General features: G+C 53.8%; 11 protein-coding genes. 7 read left to right on the top strand and 4 right to left on the bottom strand.

The window, feature by feature from the left end; genetic code table 11:
* The first annotated feature begins 147 nt into the window (after positions 1–147).
* From Q354_RS0103205 to dbpA, 3 genes are all read left to right on the top strand, one after another.
* On the top strand, positions 148–1,149 hold the full coding sequence (locus tag Q354_RS0103205; protein WP_027856367.1) for a class 1 fructose-bisphosphatase: 1,002 nt from the start codon (positions 148–150) through the stop codon (positions 1,147–1,149).
* A gap of 120 nt (positions 1,150–1,269) precedes the next feature.
* Positions 1,270–1,803: an inorganic diphosphatase gene (gene ppa / locus Q354_RS0103200; protein WP_027856366.1), complete on the top strand. Its 534-nt coding sequence runs from the start codon at positions 1,270–1,272 to the stop codon at positions 1,801–1,803.
* 129 nt (positions 1,804–1,932) lie between these two features.
* Entirely contained in the window at positions 1,933–3,312 is a 1,380-nt protein-coding gene (gene dbpA / locus Q354_RS0103195) for an ATP-dependent RNA helicase DbpA (RefSeq protein WP_027856365.1), read from the top strand.
* A gap of 76 nt (positions 3,313–3,388) precedes the next feature.
* Here dbpA and Q354_RS0103190 read toward each other — a convergent pair whose 3' ends face one another.
* On the bottom strand, positions 3,389–6,235 hold the full coding sequence (locus Q354_RS0103190; protein ID WP_027856364.1) for an insulinase family protein: 2,847 nt from the start codon (positions 6,233–6,235) through the stop codon (positions 3,389–3,391).
* Between the two features lie 260 nt (positions 6,236–6,495).
* Here Q354_RS0103190 and Q354_RS27790 point away from each other — a divergent pair, with 260 nt between their 5' ends.
* Positions 6,496–8,607 carry an Ig-like domain-containing protein gene (locus Q354_RS27790; protein WP_084332450.1) on the top strand — a complete coding sequence of 704 codons (2,112 nt, stop codon included), beginning with the start codon at positions 6,496–6,498 and terminating at the stop codon, positions 8,605–8,607.
* A 61-nt stretch (positions 8,608–8,668) separates the two neighbouring features.
* Here the strand turns inward: Q354_RS27790 and leuA are convergent, their stop codons facing one another.
* A complete protein-coding gene (gene leuA, locus Q354_RS0103180) occupies positions 8,669–10,336 on the bottom strand; it encodes a 2-isopropylmalate synthase (RefSeq protein ID WP_027856362.1) in 1,668 nt (555 codons plus the stop codon).
* 518 nt (positions 10,337–10,854) lie between these two features.
* Positions 10,855–13,326, bottom strand: coding sequence for an EAL domain-containing protein (locus tag Q354_RS24395; protein WP_051559842.1), 2,472 nt, complete (start codon positions 13,324–13,326; stop codon positions 10,855–10,857).
* Positions 13,327–13,658: 332 nt separating this feature from the next.
* Between Q354_RS24395 and Q354_RS0103170 the strand changes: the two genes are divergently transcribed.
* The gene (locus tag Q354_RS0103170; protein WP_027856361.1) at positions 13,659–13,913 is read left to right on the top strand and encodes a hypothetical protein; all 255 of its coding nucleotides are present in this window, start codon (positions 13,659–13,661) and stop codon (positions 13,911–13,913) included.
* 4 nt (positions 13,914–13,917) lie between these two features.
* Here Q354_RS0103170 and Q354_RS0103165 read toward each other — a convergent pair whose 3' ends face one another.
* Positions 13,918–14,265, bottom strand: coding sequence for a hypothetical protein (locus tag Q354_RS0103165; protein ID WP_027856360.1), 348 nt, complete (start codon positions 14,263–14,265; stop codon positions 13,918–13,920).
* A 137-nt stretch (positions 14,266–14,402) separates the two neighbouring features.
* Here Q354_RS0103165 and Q354_RS0103160 point away from each other — a divergent pair, with 137 nt between their 5' ends.
* On the top strand, positions 14,403–15,248 hold the full coding sequence (locus tag Q354_RS0103160) for an AAA family ATPase (protein WP_027856359.1): 846 nt from the start codon (positions 14,403–14,405) through the stop codon (positions 15,246–15,248).
* 19 nt (positions 15,249–15,267) lie between these two features.
* Entirely contained in the window at positions 15,268–16,443 is a 1,176-nt protein-coding gene (locus Q354_RS0103155; protein WP_027856358.1) for a vWA domain-containing protein, read from the top strand.
* The last annotated feature ends 146 nt before the right edge of the window (positions 16,444–16,589 follow it).

Genomic DNA, 16,589 nt, shown 5'->3' with positions numbered 1-16,589 from the left:
CCGGACATGAAATCAACGGCGCTTTGACGTACAATCCAGCGCCAACAACATAAAGGGCTTTACTGTATCAGACGCCTGTATCCGGGGCTTAAATTTTTCTGATCGGTAGCCTATATACCTTCACTGAGCCTGAGAGACAAACCACGAATGTTACTGCTGAGCCAGTTCCTTAAACAACAGGAAACCGACGACAATCTTATCGATCTGATCGGTACCCTGATGCTTGCCTGTAAAGAAGTTGCAATTCAGCTGCGCGAAGGCGCCCTGGCAGGCGTTTTAGGATCCACTGAAGACACGAACGTGCAGGGCGAAACCCAGAAGAAAATGGACGTTATCGCCAACGACCTGCTGAAAAAGTTCCTGCTGGACAATCCTCTGGTGGCCGGCCTGGCTTCAGAAGAGGAAGATCTGCCAGTAGCGGGTAACCCGGATGGCCGCTACCTGGTCACCTTTGATCCGCTGGACGGCTCCTCTAACATCGATATCAATGTCTCTGTCGGCACTATCTTCTCTATTCTGGAACTGCCTGAAGGCATGTCCGGTGCAGACGAAGCAGCTTATCTGCAGGCGGGTCGCAAGCAGATCGCGGCCGGTTACGTGCTTTACGGCCAGTCCGCTGTCCTGTCCCTGACCACCGGTAAGGGCGTTAACTTCTTTACCCTGGCTCACACCGGCGACTTCCTGCTGACCCGTGATAACATCGAGATCCCTGCTGATACCAATGAGTTTGCCATCAATATGTCAAACCAGCGTCACTGGGAACCGGAGATGCAGAGCTACATCGACGAGCTACTGCTGGGTGTTGAAGGCAACCGCGGTAAAAACTTCAATATGCGCTGGATCGCCTCCATGGTGGCCGAAGTTCACCGCGTACTGACCCGTGGCGGTATCTTCGCCTACCCATGGGACAAGCGTGACGAGAGCAAGCCGGGCAAACTGCGCCTGATGTATGAAGGCAACCCGATGAGCTTCCTGATCGAACAGGCCGGCGGACTGTCTACGACCTGCTACGGCAACATCATGGACATCGAGCCTCAGAAGATCCACCAGCGCGTAGCCGTGGCCCTGGGTTCTAAGAACGAAGTTGAGACCGCAATGGAATTCCACCGCGACAGCGCTGATTCCAAAGCCGCACGGCTTAACCGCTAAGAATTCCGGCCGGAGGTATAACTCCAGTTGGCGTTAAGTCTTATTCAACGCCACCTGTATGAAACGTTATAATCCGGCCAACCCCTTTCAGACTGACAACTGTTTACAGGAAGAAGAAGCATGAGCTTTGCGAAAATACCTGCAGGTAAAGATCTGCCAAACGATATCTACGTAGTTATTGAAATCCCGGCAGAGAGCTCTCCAGTCAAGTATGAGATCGAGAAAGAAGAAGATGCTATCTTCGTCGATCGTTTCATGGCTGCACCAATGTTCTACCCGGCGAACTACGGCTACATCAACAACACGCTGGCTGACGATGGCGACGCTCTGGATGTACTGGTTGTGACTCCTTACCCTGTGATCCCGGGTTCTGTGATCCGCTGCCGTCCGGTTGGCATCCTGAATATGACCGACGAAGCTGGCGAAGACGCTAAGCTGGTTGCCGTGCCTCACGACAAGCTGACTAAAGCGTACAAAGACGTACAGGACATCGAAGACCTGCCTCAGCTGCAGCTCGACCGCATCAAACACTTCTTCGAGAACTACAAGGGGCTGGAAGAAGGCAAGTGGGTTAAGGTTGAAGGCTGGGATAACGCTGACGCTGCCCGCGCTGCAATCGTAACCGCAGCTGCTGCGTACGAAGCTGCTAAATAAGCACCTCGTCCTTCAGTTCTGAAAAAACCACCCTCGGGTGGTTTTTTTGTGCCCGCCTGAAAGCAACCGGATTAATTAGCCATACGATGGTAGAATGGCGCCCTTTCCAAGTCAGCTCCAGAGACCACCGTGACCGATACCCTTTTCTCCGCCCTCTCCCTGCCCCCGGCCCAGCTCGAAAACCTTAACGCGATCGGCTACAGCGAAATGACACCGATCCAGGCCCAGAGCCTGCCCCAGGTACTGGCGGGCAAGGATCTGATTGCCAAGGCCAAAACAGGCAGCGGTAAGACGGCAGCCTTCGGCATCGGCCTGCTGGACAAGCTGGCACCCAGCGGCTTTTTCGTCCAGGCACTAGTACTCTGCCCGACCCGCGAACTGGCAACCCAGGTAGCGAAAGAGCTGCGTAAGCTGGCACGTTACCGCCAGAACACCAAGATCGTCACGATCTGCGGCGGTCAGCCAATCGGCCCCCAGATCGGCTCGCTGGAACACGGTGCCCATGTGGTTGTCGGTACTCCCGGACGCATCAAGGATCATCTGCGCAAAGGCACCCTGCGCATAAACCGCATCAATACCCTGGTGCTGGATGAAGCCGACCGGATGCTGGATATGGGCTTCAGCGACGATATTCAGGATATCCTTGAGCAAACTCCAAGTAATCGCCAGACCCTGTTGTTCTCTGCGACTTATCCCAAGGAGATCCGTCAGATCAGTGACCAGTATCAGCGGGACCCGGTTGAAGTCAGCGTGGAATCCTTCCACTCCGACAGCCAGATCAGCCAGCGCTTCTATCGGGTGGAAAAGGACCAGAAGACCGATGCCCTGATCCGCCTGCTGGGCCATCACCGCCCGGTTTCTTCCGTCGTATTCTGTAATACCCGCCAGCAGTGCAACGATATCAGCCAGGCCCTGAAAGAGGCCGGCCACGTCGCCCGCCCGCTGCATGGCGATCTGGACCAGAAAGACCGGGATATGGTACTGACCCAGTTTGCCAACGGCAGCTGCAGCGTACTGGTCGCGACCGATGTCGCCGCCCGCGGACTGGATATCGATGACCTCTCTGCGGTGGTTAACTACGACCTGCCGAAAGACCCGGAGATCTATATCCACCGTATCGGTCGCACCGGACGCGCTGGCAAAGAAGGTATGGCGATCAGCCTGCATACCGAGCGTGAAGAGTACAAGATGGAGATCATCTCCGAGTACCAGCAGGCTGAGCTGCCCCGCGTCTCGATGGACCAGATCAGCAGCCGACCCGAAGCGCCACAGCCACCGCGGATGGCAACCCTCTGTATCGCCGGCGGCCGCAAAGACAAAGTGCGCCCCGGCGATATCCTCGGCGCCCTGACTGGCGAAGCGGGAATCCCCGGCACAGCGGTGGGTAAAATCGATGTGGTTGACTATTTCGCCTACGTCGCTGTAGAACGCAAGGTAGCCCGCGAGGCGCTGGATCGCCTGCGCGATGGTAAGATCAAAGGACGCAAGTTTAAGGTCCGCAGGCTCTGATCTGAGCCCAAAAAAAAGAAGCCCGGACGCTATAACAGACTCCGGGCTTTTTTATAAGCGGCATTAGAGGACGGATCTAGACTTCAAAATACTCGCCCTGCTGCTTCATCTTGCGAATGGCTTTATCGCAGCGACGGTTGGCCTCACGCTGATAGAGGCCGTTACTACGGTGCTTATCACCGAAACTGCGCACCACCAGCTTGCGGGCGGCCATCCCCCGGTAACACTTCTGCAGATCGGCCAGAGACAATGCCTGCACAGCCGCAGCCAGTTGCTGCTGGGTATCAAAGTCTGAATCCGTCTCATCGATCTGTTTCCACAGACGGTTAGAGCGCGCGTGCAGGTTCTTATCCCGCCGCATCAGCTTGGATACCACGCTGCGTTTGAACTGCTCCAGCTGTGCTTCGTCCAGTGTCGCCAGCTGCTCGGTCATCTGATCCAGAAAACCATTAATATGCCCTTCCAAGGCTCCCGGCTCAGCCTTAGGACTCTGCACCACAAATGCCAGCCCCGGCGCGTTTCCCAGTGTAAGCGGAGTCTGAAAAACGATATAGCCCAGCTGCTTCTCTGTCCTCAACTGGGTATAGAAGGGAGAGGTGACGATCTCACTTAGCAGAGCAAACTCCGCCCGCGACTTCACTTCGGTATCCTCACCCTGAAAGTAGACACTGATCGCCGAATCATTATGGGAAATGTCCAGCGTCTGGGTCAGCTCGGTATTTTCCTCCAGCTTCACTACCTGCGCCTTCACATCCGGAGTCGTTTTCTGTCGGGTTACGATCGCCTGTTCGACAATAGAAGACAACGCCAGCGCCTCATCTTCAAGCAGGTTACCATGCGTCATCATCCGCACCTTATTATCGGACAACAACACCGGAATAAAACGCTCCAGGTCGCTGAACTCTACCGACGCCAGCGCCAGCGCCTTCTCTTCATTACTCCACTGCGGCAACAACAGGCGGAAGATCTCACCGATTGTCTGGTTGTAGGGCTTATCTTTGCGCGCATTCCCCAGGTCGGCTGCCAGCTGCTGCTTCATCCGGGCAAAGCGGGACTTATCCAGCTGGGTATCCGTCAGGCCATCAGTCACCTGCTGCAACAACAATGGCATTTTATCGCTGTAACCAGATAGGCGTACGGTAAAGCCACGCACATGGGGATAGATACGGGTATTAAATCCCGCCAGCCGGGCATCATAAAGAGACTCGCCGAGGCGATCCTGCACCATCCGGGTATAGAGCGCGGTCATCACTGCATTGCGGGCCGAGTCATTGGCCTGTGGTGATGTTACTGAAAAATAGGCATCGGCCTGCGGACTGTTAAACTCCTGATCCTGCAGGTGCCACAGAGTCAGTCCATCACGGTCAAAGATAACTTCGGGGGTTTGCTGATCATCATTTTCCGGCGTTTTCAGATCAAAGTGATCGGCGATATAGCGGTTCTGCCCCCGGACACTCAACTCAGCCAGCGACTCCGGTGTACTCCAGTGCGCCAGCTCGCGATCAGTCAGTGGTTCCACCTTGTATTCGGTATTAAACCAGGGGTCTTTCTGATCGGTCACTACGTCCTGAGCCTGCACCGTCAGCAACATATTGTCCGGGCGGATATCTTTCAGGAAGGCATGGATATGGTCCGCATTAAACTGTGACATCAGGTACGGGCCGTCGATCACATGCTCTGCCGGGTAATACTGCATCGATTTCGCCAGATGGCTCACCTCCTTCATCGCCGGCATCGCCTCACGGAAGCGGAAATGGGTCTGGGCCAGCTCCTGCTCCTCCTGGTAGATATCAGCCCGCACCCCTTCATCCTTCAGCTTAGCGATGAAACTGAAGAAGGATTCGATCACCTTCTCTTTATTTGCGTAGCCTTCATCGGTGAGGTCAATATCGACCTTAAAGGTGGCTTCATTTTTCAGATCCAGCCCCTGGCTGGCCATCAGGTTATTCGCCCAGCCCTGCTGCTTCAGGTACGCCAGCAAGCTGCCATGTCCCTCATAGCCGATCAGACTGGAGATATAACGCAACGGCTTCTCCTGCCAGTACTGCCTGACGCTATCCAGCGGAAAGGTCAGGCTCAGCGCTTCCTCGTTTTTCAGGCACTTGACAGAAAGCCTGGCGGGTAAAGTGTTGTCGGCAAAGACAGAATCATTGAAGCTGGCGGGTTTTACATCCTTATCCGGCACCTCGGCAAACTTCGCTTCCACCATCGCCTTCAGCTCTTCTACGGATTCCTTGCCCTCCACCACCAGGCTCATCATATTGGCGGAATAATAATGATCATAGAATGCCACCAGATCAGGCCTTACATCCCCTGCCAGCGTCTTCATTGAACCGACACTGAAATGACTGTAGCCATGGTCGGCATTCATCACCTGCTTGGTCGCCGAATACAGACGCTGACGATCATCCCGCATCCGGGCACGATACTCCGAATGCACTGCATGGCGTTCCCGCTCTACATACTTCTCATCCAGTAACGGCGCGACAAAGAACTGGGCAAACCGATCCAGCGCCGGCTCAAGGCTGTCCGCCGAGATATCGAAGTAATAGTTGGTATTGTCCGGTGAGGTATAAGCGTTGTGGCGTCCGCCATGAGACTTGATGAACTTGTGATAGCCATCGGCCTGGGGATACTTCCGGGTGCCGAGAAACAGCATATGCTCCAGAAAATGCGCCAGTCCCGGTCGACTCTGTGGATCGGCGCTGGAGCCCACCGCCACATTCATCGCCGCGGCGGCCTTATCGGAGTCCGGGTCTGAGATCACCAGCACCGACATATTATTCGGCAGCTTGAATGTGAGGTACTCACGGTGATCATTGGGGCTTTTATGGATACCGGCATGGGCCGCCTTACCAATAAAAGCCAGCAGGACAACGCCGAACGCGTGCCAGAGGGTGCGGAACACGGTTTTCACAGCCATAGCGATTACCTCACGGGACAGCAACCCTCCGTGGTAATGGGCAGGTAATAGATAAGTCTAGGAGTCAGAGAAGATACTGTCTAATTATATGAATGATCGATCATTAAATAATCAGATATCCACTTTTCATTTATTGTAGAAAACGGCCTGTGCTACCATGCTTCGGTTTCGTGCACAGGGAGTCGTGCCAAAGAACAGAAGAGTGACCAGCCCTCTCCCCGTGTAACTGTCTGTTCAATAGCGCAAAAGGAATTAGCTGGATGAAACCGCTGCTGTCTAAACTGGTTGTATCAGTATTCGTACTTCAGCTCCTCACCGCCTGCGGTGGCGGAGGCTCAGGATCGGGTGGATTTACGGGGGTTGGAGGGGGGAGTTCATCATCAAGCTCTTCCGGTTCTGGCAGTTCCGGCAGTTCTTCGGATTCTTCCGGTAGTTCTGGTTCCGGTAGCAGTGGTACAACCACACCGGTAAATCAAGCCTCACTCGCACTAAAACTGACCGACAGTAGCAGTAACGTAATTACTGCGATCAACGAATCAACTCCCGCCACGGTCAGCGCAACCTTCCTTGATGCCAGCAGCAATCCGGTCAAAGGCGAAATTGTGGAGTTTTCAGTAACTGACTCTACTATCGCCACGCTTGATCCTATCTCAGGCACGGCTCTCACCGACAGTAACGGCGTTGCCAGCATCACACTTAAAGCAGGTACCGCTGAAGGTGCCACTACGGTAAAAGCAACGTCGACATCAGACAGTATTACCGTAAATGCCGAGGCCAACTTTGAAACCTCTTTAGCCAACCTCGCTTTGGGTTCCGGGTCTGGAGGAAGCTTCAACAATGGAGCCTTGACACCTAGCGTAGTATCTCCGAACCAGCTTTCTGCAGGCGGCACTATGACTGTCACTGCTAATGTGGTAGACCTAGAGAGTAGTAGCGCTTTATATGCTAATCCAGTAGAAGTAACATTTACCTCCGCCTGTACATCAGCCACTCCTCCAACAGCTTCAATCGACACTGCAATTACGACTACAAATGGGACTGCAGTTGCGACTTATCGAGCTAATGGATGTGAAGGTACCGATACTATTACCGCTTCAATTCCAGGAGGCCACATAGCCTCTACCACTATTCAAGTAGCTAGCGCCGCCGCAGGTTCAGTTGCATTCGAATCCATCAGCAAATCGATTCTTTCTACAAAAGGTAATGGCACTACCGAACGACCAGAATTTGCAGTTGTTATATTCAAAGTTTTCGATATAAGTGGAAACCCAGTTGCTGGGCAAGATGTGAACTTTGAACTAGTTACCACCGATGGCTCAGTGGAGCTTCAAAATATTATTGCCACATCAGATTCGAATGGATTAGTACAAACTGTTGTAAATTCAGGAAATACTCCTACTTCTGTAAGCGTAAAAGCTTCCTTTAACAGCGGCACAAGCGTCTTATCAACTGTTTCAAATAAACTATCTATCGCAACGGGCCTCCCTGCTCAAAATAGACTCGCGATTAATCCAGAAACACTGAACTCAGAAAGCTGGAATATCACTGGCGTAGAGGTTCCCATTACAATTAGAGCAGGGGACGACAACAGTAACTTCGCCCCTAAAGGCACCAGCTTTACTCTCTCAACAGAAGCCGGCGATATCGAATCACCATGTGTTATCGATAATGATGAAGGAAGCTGTACTGTAAAATGGATATCTAAAACCCCACGCCCCGCAAGCGGCCGAGCCACCATATATGCTTACACAGTAGGTATGGAATCCTTCGATGACTCTAACAACAACGGCCTGTATGACCTTGGAGAGACGATAATTACTAACCTTCCCGAACCGTTTAGAGATGACAACGAGAGCGGGCTAAGGGATGTCGACGAGCTAGGTTTTAGCGAGCCCGCTGCCGACTTTAATGGCAATGCCCAATATGATGACGCCGATGCCTTCTATAATGGCCCCAATTGCTCCGATTCTGCTAAAGCGGCGGGCCATTGCGCGAACCTCACGTTCATTTTCAAAGGAACAGTAATCGTACTTTCAACCTCTGCTGCAACAATCACTATTGAGGACGGCGGCTCCGTTACTACTGGCTTTACTATGGAAAGCGAGCAGTCTCGCAGCTTGACTATCACGTACTCCGACACCAATGGAAATGCCTTACCCAAAGGAACAGCGGTAGCTTGTAGTTTTTCAGATGGATCCTTTGTCGGTACTTCTTCCTTCACTGTTGGCAACACACTTTTACCTAGCCAACAGACTATCAACATAAGAGCTGCAGACGTCGATAAAGTCACAAGCGCTATATTCTCCGTGGAAGTGACCAGCCCCAATGGCACTATTACTTCTAAATCAGTCTCTGTTACGATCAACCCTTAAATAAAAAGCCCGCATCTTCCGATGCGGGCTTTTTCATTTCGGCGTTCTACAAGCTTTTTGCTTAAGCCGCTACAGCCCCAGCCACCTGCCCTGCAACTGCTGACAGGATCGCATTCAGCGAGGCGGTAACGATATCTTCGCTGATTGCCACGCCGGTGCTGCGCTGGCCATCGATATTCATCTGCACATAGGTGATCGCTTCGGCGCCGGCGTCTTGGCTGAGAGCATGTTCGCTGTACTCCACCAGCACCATCGGCTGGCCCAGTTGCTTATTCATGGCGTCGACGAAGGCAGCGACAATGCCATTCCCCTGCCCCTGAATAGTGACGCTTTCACCGAACCACTGCATTTCGGCGCTCAATGTATCCAGACCATTATCGCGGCTGGCCTGATAGCCGTTCATCTGATACTGCTCCATCGGCTGCAGATAGTTCGCCTTAAACAGTTCATAGATCTGGGCGGTGCTGATCTCGCCTTCCATCTGTTCTGTGGCTTTCTGTACTACAGCGCTGAATTCGATCTGCAACCAGCGCGGCAGCTGGATACCGTATTCACGGGCCAACACATAGGCCATTCCGCCTTTGCCGGACTGGCTGTTGATGCGGATCACTTCCTGATAGTCACGCCCCAGGTCAGCCGGGTCGATCGGCAGGTAAGCGACATTCCAGCTATCCTCTTCCGCGCGGCGGGAGAGGCACTTGTTGATCGCATCCTGATGGCTGCCGGAGAAAGCGGTAAACACCAACTCACCGGCATAAGGGTGACGTGGATGTACCGGCAGCTGAGTACAGGCTTTGTAGCATTCGATAATTTCATCCATGCAGCTGAAGTCCAATTCAGGATCGATACCCTGGCTGTACATATTCATCCCCATGGTGACCACATCCAGGTTGCCGGTACGTTCGCCGTTACCCAACAGAGTACCTTCGACCCGATCGGCACCGGCCAGCAAACCCAATTCAGACGCGGCAACCGCACAGCCGCGGTCATTATGGGTGTGCAGGCTGATAATCAGGGAGTCGCGACGGGCAACATGGTCGATAAACCATTCGACCTGATCGGCAAAGACATTCGGCGTGGACATCTCTACGGTGGCAGGCAGGTTAACAATGACCTTTCTCTCAGGACTGGGCTGCCATACTTCGGTGACGGCATCCACCACTTCCACCGCATAGTCCAGTTCGGTGCCGGTAAAGCTTTCCGGCGAGTACTGGAATACCCATTCGGTGTCGGGATGTTTCTCAGCTTCCGCCATCAGCATATGGGCACCGTCGACGGCGATCTGAATAATCTGCTGGCGGCCCATTGCAAACACCTGTTCACGCTGGACAGTTGAGGTTGAGTTATACAGGTGCACAACCGCGCATTGTGCTCCCTTCAGCGCCTCAAAAGTACGTTCGACCAGATGCTGGCGCGCCTGCACCAAAACCTGAATGGTGACGTCCTCTGGGATCATGTCATTGTCGATCAGCTCCCGCACGAAGTCGTAGTCAGGCTGGGAGGCGGCTGGAAAGCCAATCTCAATTTCTTTAAAGCCAACTTTTACCAACTGTTTAAACAGGCGGATCTTCTGGCTGACATTCATCGGCTCGATCAGTGCCTGGTTACCATCACGCAGATCTACGCTGCACCAGCGAGGCGCAGTTTCGATAACATTGTCAGGCCAGCGGCGGTTGTTCTTTTTTACCGGAGCGAAAGGCTGGTATTTGCTGTGGTCGAAGCGGGACATAGTGAGAGTCTCTTTTTATCAGTATTCAGTTGTTCTGTATGTGAACGGAAAAAGCGTGGCTGTCAGAAGCTACAGGGCACCACTAAAACTCAAGGCCCGGTAACTGCTGCGCAGTCGTAGCGCTGGCAGTCTGAATAGTGAAAATAAGGTGCTCATCTGATCTCAGTGTCCATTTGATTTACTGTATTTTCCGGTCGGCTTAGGGGTTTCACCGATATAAACCGCTCTTCTGGAGGGGCTCAGGGCGTCTCGTCCCCGCCTTGTGAGCGGTTAGTGACGTGCTGTTGATTTGATAGGGAAAGTTTAAGGCAAGTTTGCTAGAGATTTCAGTCGAATTCAAACCCAAACAGACACTAATGAGCCTGATTAAGCCACAAAATCATAATTCTATAGCGAAAAGCATCGGACATGGGTGTTTGATTGCATCGATAGCACGATCTACAACTTCAATGCAGTGATTTCCGGAAACGGCGGTCAGGATGGCTGCGCCAAAGATAACTGCGCCCAAAGAGCACCGCTCAGTTTTGCTCCATTGCCATCGGGGCATCCTGATCAGCAAACCGATGATCGAAGGTCTCAATCGCTGCCGGGCGGGCGATACCGAAGCCCTGTGCCATATCGACGCCCAGTTCAGTCAGGCGGGTACGGATCGCATCGTTCTCTACAAACTCCGCCACTATCAGCTTATCGATAGAGTGGCCGATCTCGCAGATTGCCCGTACAAAGTGATCATCGACAGGATCGTTGAGGATATCGAGGATAAAGCCACCGTCAATCTTCAGATAATCCACCGGCAGCTGTTTCAGATTACTAAGAGATGAGAAGCCTTTACCGAAGTCATCAAGCGCAAACTGACACCCCAGTGCTTTCAGGGTGGTAATAAAATTCATCGCCTCGGCAAAGTTATTCAGCGCGCTGCTTTCCGTCAGTTCGATAATCACCGCGTCAGGAGAAGCTCCGCTGACTTTAAACTGATACTTCACATACTCGAGAAAAGCACTGTCACAGATACTGACTCCCGACAGGTTGATCGAGATACGCTGGCCGGAAAACTGATCGCGGTGCCGTCCCAGCCAGCCCAAAGCATGCCGGAAGACCCAGCGATCGATATCCGGCATCAGGCCGTAGCGCTCCGCTGCCGGGAGAAAAGCTTCCGGATAGATAAGCGAGCCGTCGTAATCATGCATCCGCAACAGTGCTTCGTAGTGACTCGGCTGACTGCATCCGGCCAGCGGCACTATAGGCTGAAACTGCAATTCAAACCGATCATCATCCAGCGCCTGCTGCAACCGGGCAACCCAGCGCATCTCACCTTCCCTCTGCTGGGTGTCCTGGTCGCTGGCACGGTAAAGATGCACCTGATTGCGGCCCCGCTCCTTAGCGATATAGCAGGCCGAATCGGCCGAGCTGAAAAGGTCCTGCACCCGGACCTGAGAATTATCAAGGGCAACCAGACCGATACTGACGCCGACATGAAACACCTGATCCTTAAAGCTGAAGCGATAATCCTGCACCCGCTTGCGGACCGCTTCCGCGCGTTTACGGCATACCTCCAGAGCACTGTTGCGGATCAGAATCCCAAACTCATCGCCACCCAGGCGGGCAAAGAGATCATCCTTATGCAGCTCCCGGGCGATCAGCCCACAGAGCTCCCGCAGCAGCTTGTCTCCCGCCGCATGCCCGCAGGTGTCGTTCACCACCTTAAACTGGTCCAGATCCAGATAGAGGAAGCCGTGCTCTGCGCGCTCTTCCTTCAACTGACAGATCAGCTGGGATAGCCGGTTCTCAAATTCCAGCCGGTTGATCAGCCCGGTCAGTGAGTCATGGGTCGCCTGATAGGCCAGCCGACGCGCCAGCAACCGATTCTCGGTGACATCACGGATAACGATCACCATACCAGCCGCCTCATCATCGCTGCCTTTAATGGTGGCAACCGATTGCTGAACGTCCAGGGTGGTACTGTCCCGGCGAACCAGCACCCCTTCACCATCAGGGATATCCTGATCGACCAATAGTGTCTCACCGTCCTCCACCGGCAGAACTTCATCCAGAAGCCGGTTCTTCGCCTCCTCCCGGCTCCAGCCTGTAATCTCTTCGGCAACTGTATTCAGGTACTGCACCCGATTCTGCTCATCAGTGGTGATAACCCCATCGCCGATTGATGCCAGTGTCACATCCAGATGGGCTTTCTGATGTTGCAGTACCTGCTCGGCGCTTTTACGGGTATTGACCTCTCTGCTGAGTTCAAGGGTACGCGCAGCCACCTGGGATTCCAGTTCATCACGGTTGCGTTTCAGCGCCTCCTCAGCCAGGCGGGTTTTGCGTATAACATGCAAGCTGATCATCAGGCTGAGCACCACAACACCGGCCAGCATACTCAGCATGCGGTCATAGGCCTTTGCATATTCCTGCTCCGCCCTGATCTCCGCCTCATTCACCGCCACATCGTAGATCGCCACCAGCGTGGTGAAGAGGCTGTAAATATGGTCCTGTGCGGGTCGCATCTGCTCGATCATCAGCGCCCTCGCCTGCTCCAGCTCGCCATCAATAACCAGAGCCCGTACCTGGTCATTCAGCGGCGCACCGACCAGCGTCGCCTGTCGCAACTCATCCAGCACTGCCTGTTCTTCCGGCGAGAAAGTCAGCGCATTGAGGCGGTTACGTGCTTTGATAAATTCATTGGCCATACCCCGGTTGCTCATCGCCTCTTCATCGATATCAAACGGGTCATCGAGGTAGAGCATACGCTGCAGGGTAATCACCCGGTGACGGTTGGTACGACGCATGATTGAGATTTGCTTAAGCTTTTCAGAGTGAACCTGGACAATCTCATCCAGTCGATTGCGCATCTCAGTCATGCTGGAGAGTCCGATCACCGCGATAGTCACCATCAGCGCTATCACCAGAGTAAAGCCAATACTGATCAGAAGGTTGCTTGAAGATATTCTCCGGACCGGAACTGCCAGTTGCTTCCACTCTGTCACATCCATTCTCCTGTCCCTATGACATTGACTCGTGCGCAACGAAAGCAGAAAGCGCAGTCACCGTCCCTGCAGTATAGGCGGGGTTTCTCCAGCCGACAGGGAGAAATGTAGGGATCGGTCAACAACAGAACAGGCCTTAAAGGTGCCGCCAGATGAGAGCAACACCAGGCTTCCAGCCTCTGAATTTATGCCAGCGAAGCCTCGGTGTCCGCCGTATCCGGCGACCAATGGGAATATGGTTAACTAAAAACCAAATACGGCCGATACATTGCAAAGGTATGTAGGTGTAAGTGTAGGTGTAGCTAAGGTCAGAACGGCAACCGCCCGAGGAGATATCTATGTGCATTGAGACCCGACCGCTGAACGGAGCATCCGGTTCACAGTTGTTTAACTACCTGGCAAGAATTGAAGAACCGGGACTCGAATCGGCGCGGGAGCTCTACTCTGACAGTATCGGTGAAATGATTCACTACCTTTGCCGGTGCCGGATAAACCCACGTCGGGTCACCGTGTTTGAGTGCGGTTATCCAGAGCTGCGCCCTGCCGACGCCCGCCTCTATAATGTTGCGAACGGCATCTGGCAGCCCCGCTAAACCATCAGGACGACGACAATCGATGGTTCCAACGGCCGGCATGGTCGCGCTGACAAGCCTCTTCGCTGTCGAAGCTGATCTGACGCTCCGCCCTGGGCAATTTCACCCCGATACCGGCCAGCTTGTCGACAATCAACTGACGTAAAAAAAGATCTTCATGCTTCAGCAGCAGTGCCGTTCGCGCTGCTTCATCACGAAAGACACAGACAATCTGCAGGCTGTGTGGAAAGCGATTGTAGTTCACCTGATGGGTAATCCATTCAAACCCCGCTACCTGATCCAGAGCGATATCACAGACATCGGTCAGCGCCTGACAGATCTGTGCTTCGGTTTTCTTATCGGATTTTTTCACTCTGACCGTCCTGCCGCATCTATGAGGCGGCCCAGTATAGCCGAAGCCCTGGTCTTAGCCAGCACCAATGGATAAGGATAAACCCTTAATGCTCTGATACACTCGAGCCAGAATAAAAGCATTTGTGGAGCGATTTGATGAAATTTGAAGGCACCGATCATTACGTTGCAACCAGCGAACTGCAACTGGCAGTCAATGCAGCGATTACCCTGCAGCGCCCCCTGCTGATCAAGGGTGAACCCGGCACCGGTAAAACCATGCTGGCAGAACAGGTGGCTGCCGGGCTGGGTAAGAAGCTGCTGCGCTGGCATATCAAGTCGACCACCAAGGCTCAGCAGGGCCTGTATGAATATGACGCGGTTTCCCGCCTGCGTGACTCCCAGCTGGGCGACGAGCGGGTGCACGATATCAGCAACTACATCAAGCAGGGTATGCTGTGGCAGGCATTTGCCGCCGATGAACAGGTGGTGCTGCTGATCGACGAAATCGATAAGGCCGATATCGAGTTTCCGAACGACCTTCTGGTCGAGCTGGATCAGATGGAATTCTTCGTCTACGAAACCGGCGAGCGGATTAAGGCTAAACACCGTCCGATAATCATTATTACCAGCAACAACGAAAAAGAACTGCCGGATGCTTTCCTGCGTCGCTGCTTCTTCCACTACATCAACTTCCCGGATCAGGACACCATGAAGAAAATCGTCGATGTCCACTATCCGGATATCCAGCAGCTGCTGGTGCGCGAGGCGATGGAGGTGTTTTTCCAGGTACGCGATATCAACGGTCTGAAGAAAAAGCCATCGACCTCAGAGCTTATCGACTGGCTGAAACTGCTGCTCAGCGACGAAGTCAGCCGCGAAACACTGCTCAACCGGGACCCGACCCAGGCGATGCCGCCACTATACGGTGCCCTGCTGAAGAACGAGCAGGATCTGCACATGCTGCAACGACTGGCGTTTATGGCACGCCGCGAACAACGCTAAGTCTGAGCGGAGAAGCCTGATGCTAATCGACTTTTTCTATCACCTGCGCAAATCGCGGGTACCGGTCACTATTAAGGAACTGCTCACCCTGCTGGAGGCACTAAAGCAGAACCTGGCCTTCTGCGATACGGAAACTTTCTACCAGCTGGCACGGATCTGCCTGATCAAGGATGAGAAGCACTATGACCGCTTCGATCAGGCTTTCGGCGTCTACTTTAAGGGGCTGGAAGCGATCGAAGACTTTCGGGATGCCCTGATCCCGGAACACTGGCTGGAAGCTGATTTCCTGAAAAACCTCAGCGCTGAGGAAAAGGCCGAGATCGAGGCGATGGGCGGGCTGGATAAGTTGCTGGAAACACTACGCCAGCGCCTGGACGAGCAGGAGGGCCGTCACGCCGGGGGCAATAAGTGGGTCGGTACCGGCGGCACCTCACCATTCGGTCACAGCGGCTATAACCCGGAGGGTATCCGGATTGGCGGCCAGAGCAAGCATAAGCGCGCCGTGAAAGTATGGGAAAAGCGCCAGTTTCGTAACCTGGACGACAACGTCGAGCTGGGCACCCGCAATATCAAGGTTGCCCTGCGCAAACTGCGTAAGTTTGCCCGCAGCGGTGCCGCCGATCAGCTCGACCTGGACGATACCATCCGCTCCACCGCCAACAATGCCGGTCTGCTTGATATCAGGATGGTGCCGGAACGCCATAATGCCGCCAAGGTGCTGATATTCTTTGATGTTGGCGGCTCGATGGATCCCTATATCCGGACCTGCGAAGAGCTGTTCTCAGCCGCCCGCAGCGAGTTCAAGCATCTGGAATATTTCTACTTCCATAACTGCATCTACGAGCGACTGTGGCAGGACAACAGCCGCCGCTTCAATGACACCATCAGTACCGAAGAGGTGATCCGTACCTACGGTTCCGATTATCGCGTGGTGATCGTCGGCGATGCCTCCATGTCGCCCTATGAACTGACCCACCGTCATGGCAGCGTCGAGCACCTGAATGATGAACCGGGCCAGGTGTGGTTACAACGCATTCTCGACAGCTGGGAGAAGGTCATCTGGCTGAATCCGTCCAACGAACGCTTCTGGCACTATACCCAGAGCCTGCAGATGATCCGGCAGCAGGTCGGCAATCATATGTATCCGCTGACACTCGAAGGGATGGAGTCGGGGATAAAGTACCTGTCGAAGTAAGTTGCTCCGCTATACGGACAGCCTGCACTCACGGGCTGGGCGTCCGCCGGAGCGCCGCACTCGCTTATCGTCGCGGACGCCGCCTGGCGATCTCCTTCTTTTAATTCCCGCCAGCCCGGCGAATACCAGCCAGATCACTTTCTCAG

Source organism: Marinobacterium jannaschii DSM 6295, from assembly GCF_000620085.1.
Taxonomy (GTDB): domain Bacteria; phylum Pseudomonadota; class Gammaproteobacteria; order Pseudomonadales; family Balneatricaceae; genus Pontibacterium; species Pontibacterium jannaschii.
This window is presented reverse-complemented; position numbering and strand designations above follow the sequence as displayed.

What these genes read in the sequence shown, in the direction of transcription:
- Q354_RS0103205 (WP_027856367.1), top strand. Translation starts at nt 148, where the DNA reads ATGTTACTGCTGAGCCAGTTCCTTAAACAACAGGAAACCGACGACAAT.
- ppa (WP_027856366.1), top strand. Translation starts at nt 1,270, where the DNA reads ATGAGCTTTGCGAAAATACCTGCAGGTAAAGATCTGCCAAACGATATC.
- Q354_RS0103190 (WP_027856364.1), bottom strand. Translation starts at nt 6,235, where the DNA reads ATGGCTGTGAAAACCGTGTTCCGCACCCTCTGGCACGCGTTCGGCGTT.
- Q354_RS27790 (WP_084332450.1), top strand. Translation starts at nt 6,496, where the DNA reads ATGAAACCGCTGCTGTCTAAACTGGTTGTATCAGTATTCGTACTTCAG.
- leuA (WP_027856362.1), bottom strand. Translation starts at nt 10,336, where the DNA reads ATGTCCCGCTTCGACCACAGCAAATACCAGCCTTTCGCTCCGGTAAAA.
- Q354_RS24395 (WP_051559842.1), bottom strand. Translation starts at nt 13,326, where the DNA reads ATGGATGTGACAGAGTGGAAGCAACTGGCAGTTCCGGTCCGGAGAATA.
- Q354_RS0103170 (WP_027856361.1), top strand. Translation starts at nt 13,659, where the DNA reads ATGTGCATTGAGACCCGACCGCTGAACGGAGCATCCGGTTCACAGTTG.
- Q354_RS0103160 (WP_027856359.1), top strand. Translation starts at nt 14,403, where the DNA reads ATGAAATTTGAAGGCACCGATCATTACGTTGCAACCAGCGAACTGCAA.
- Q354_RS0103155 (WP_027856358.1), top strand. Translation starts at nt 15,268, where the DNA reads ATGCTAATCGACTTTTTCTATCACCTGCGCAAATCGCGGGTACCGGTC.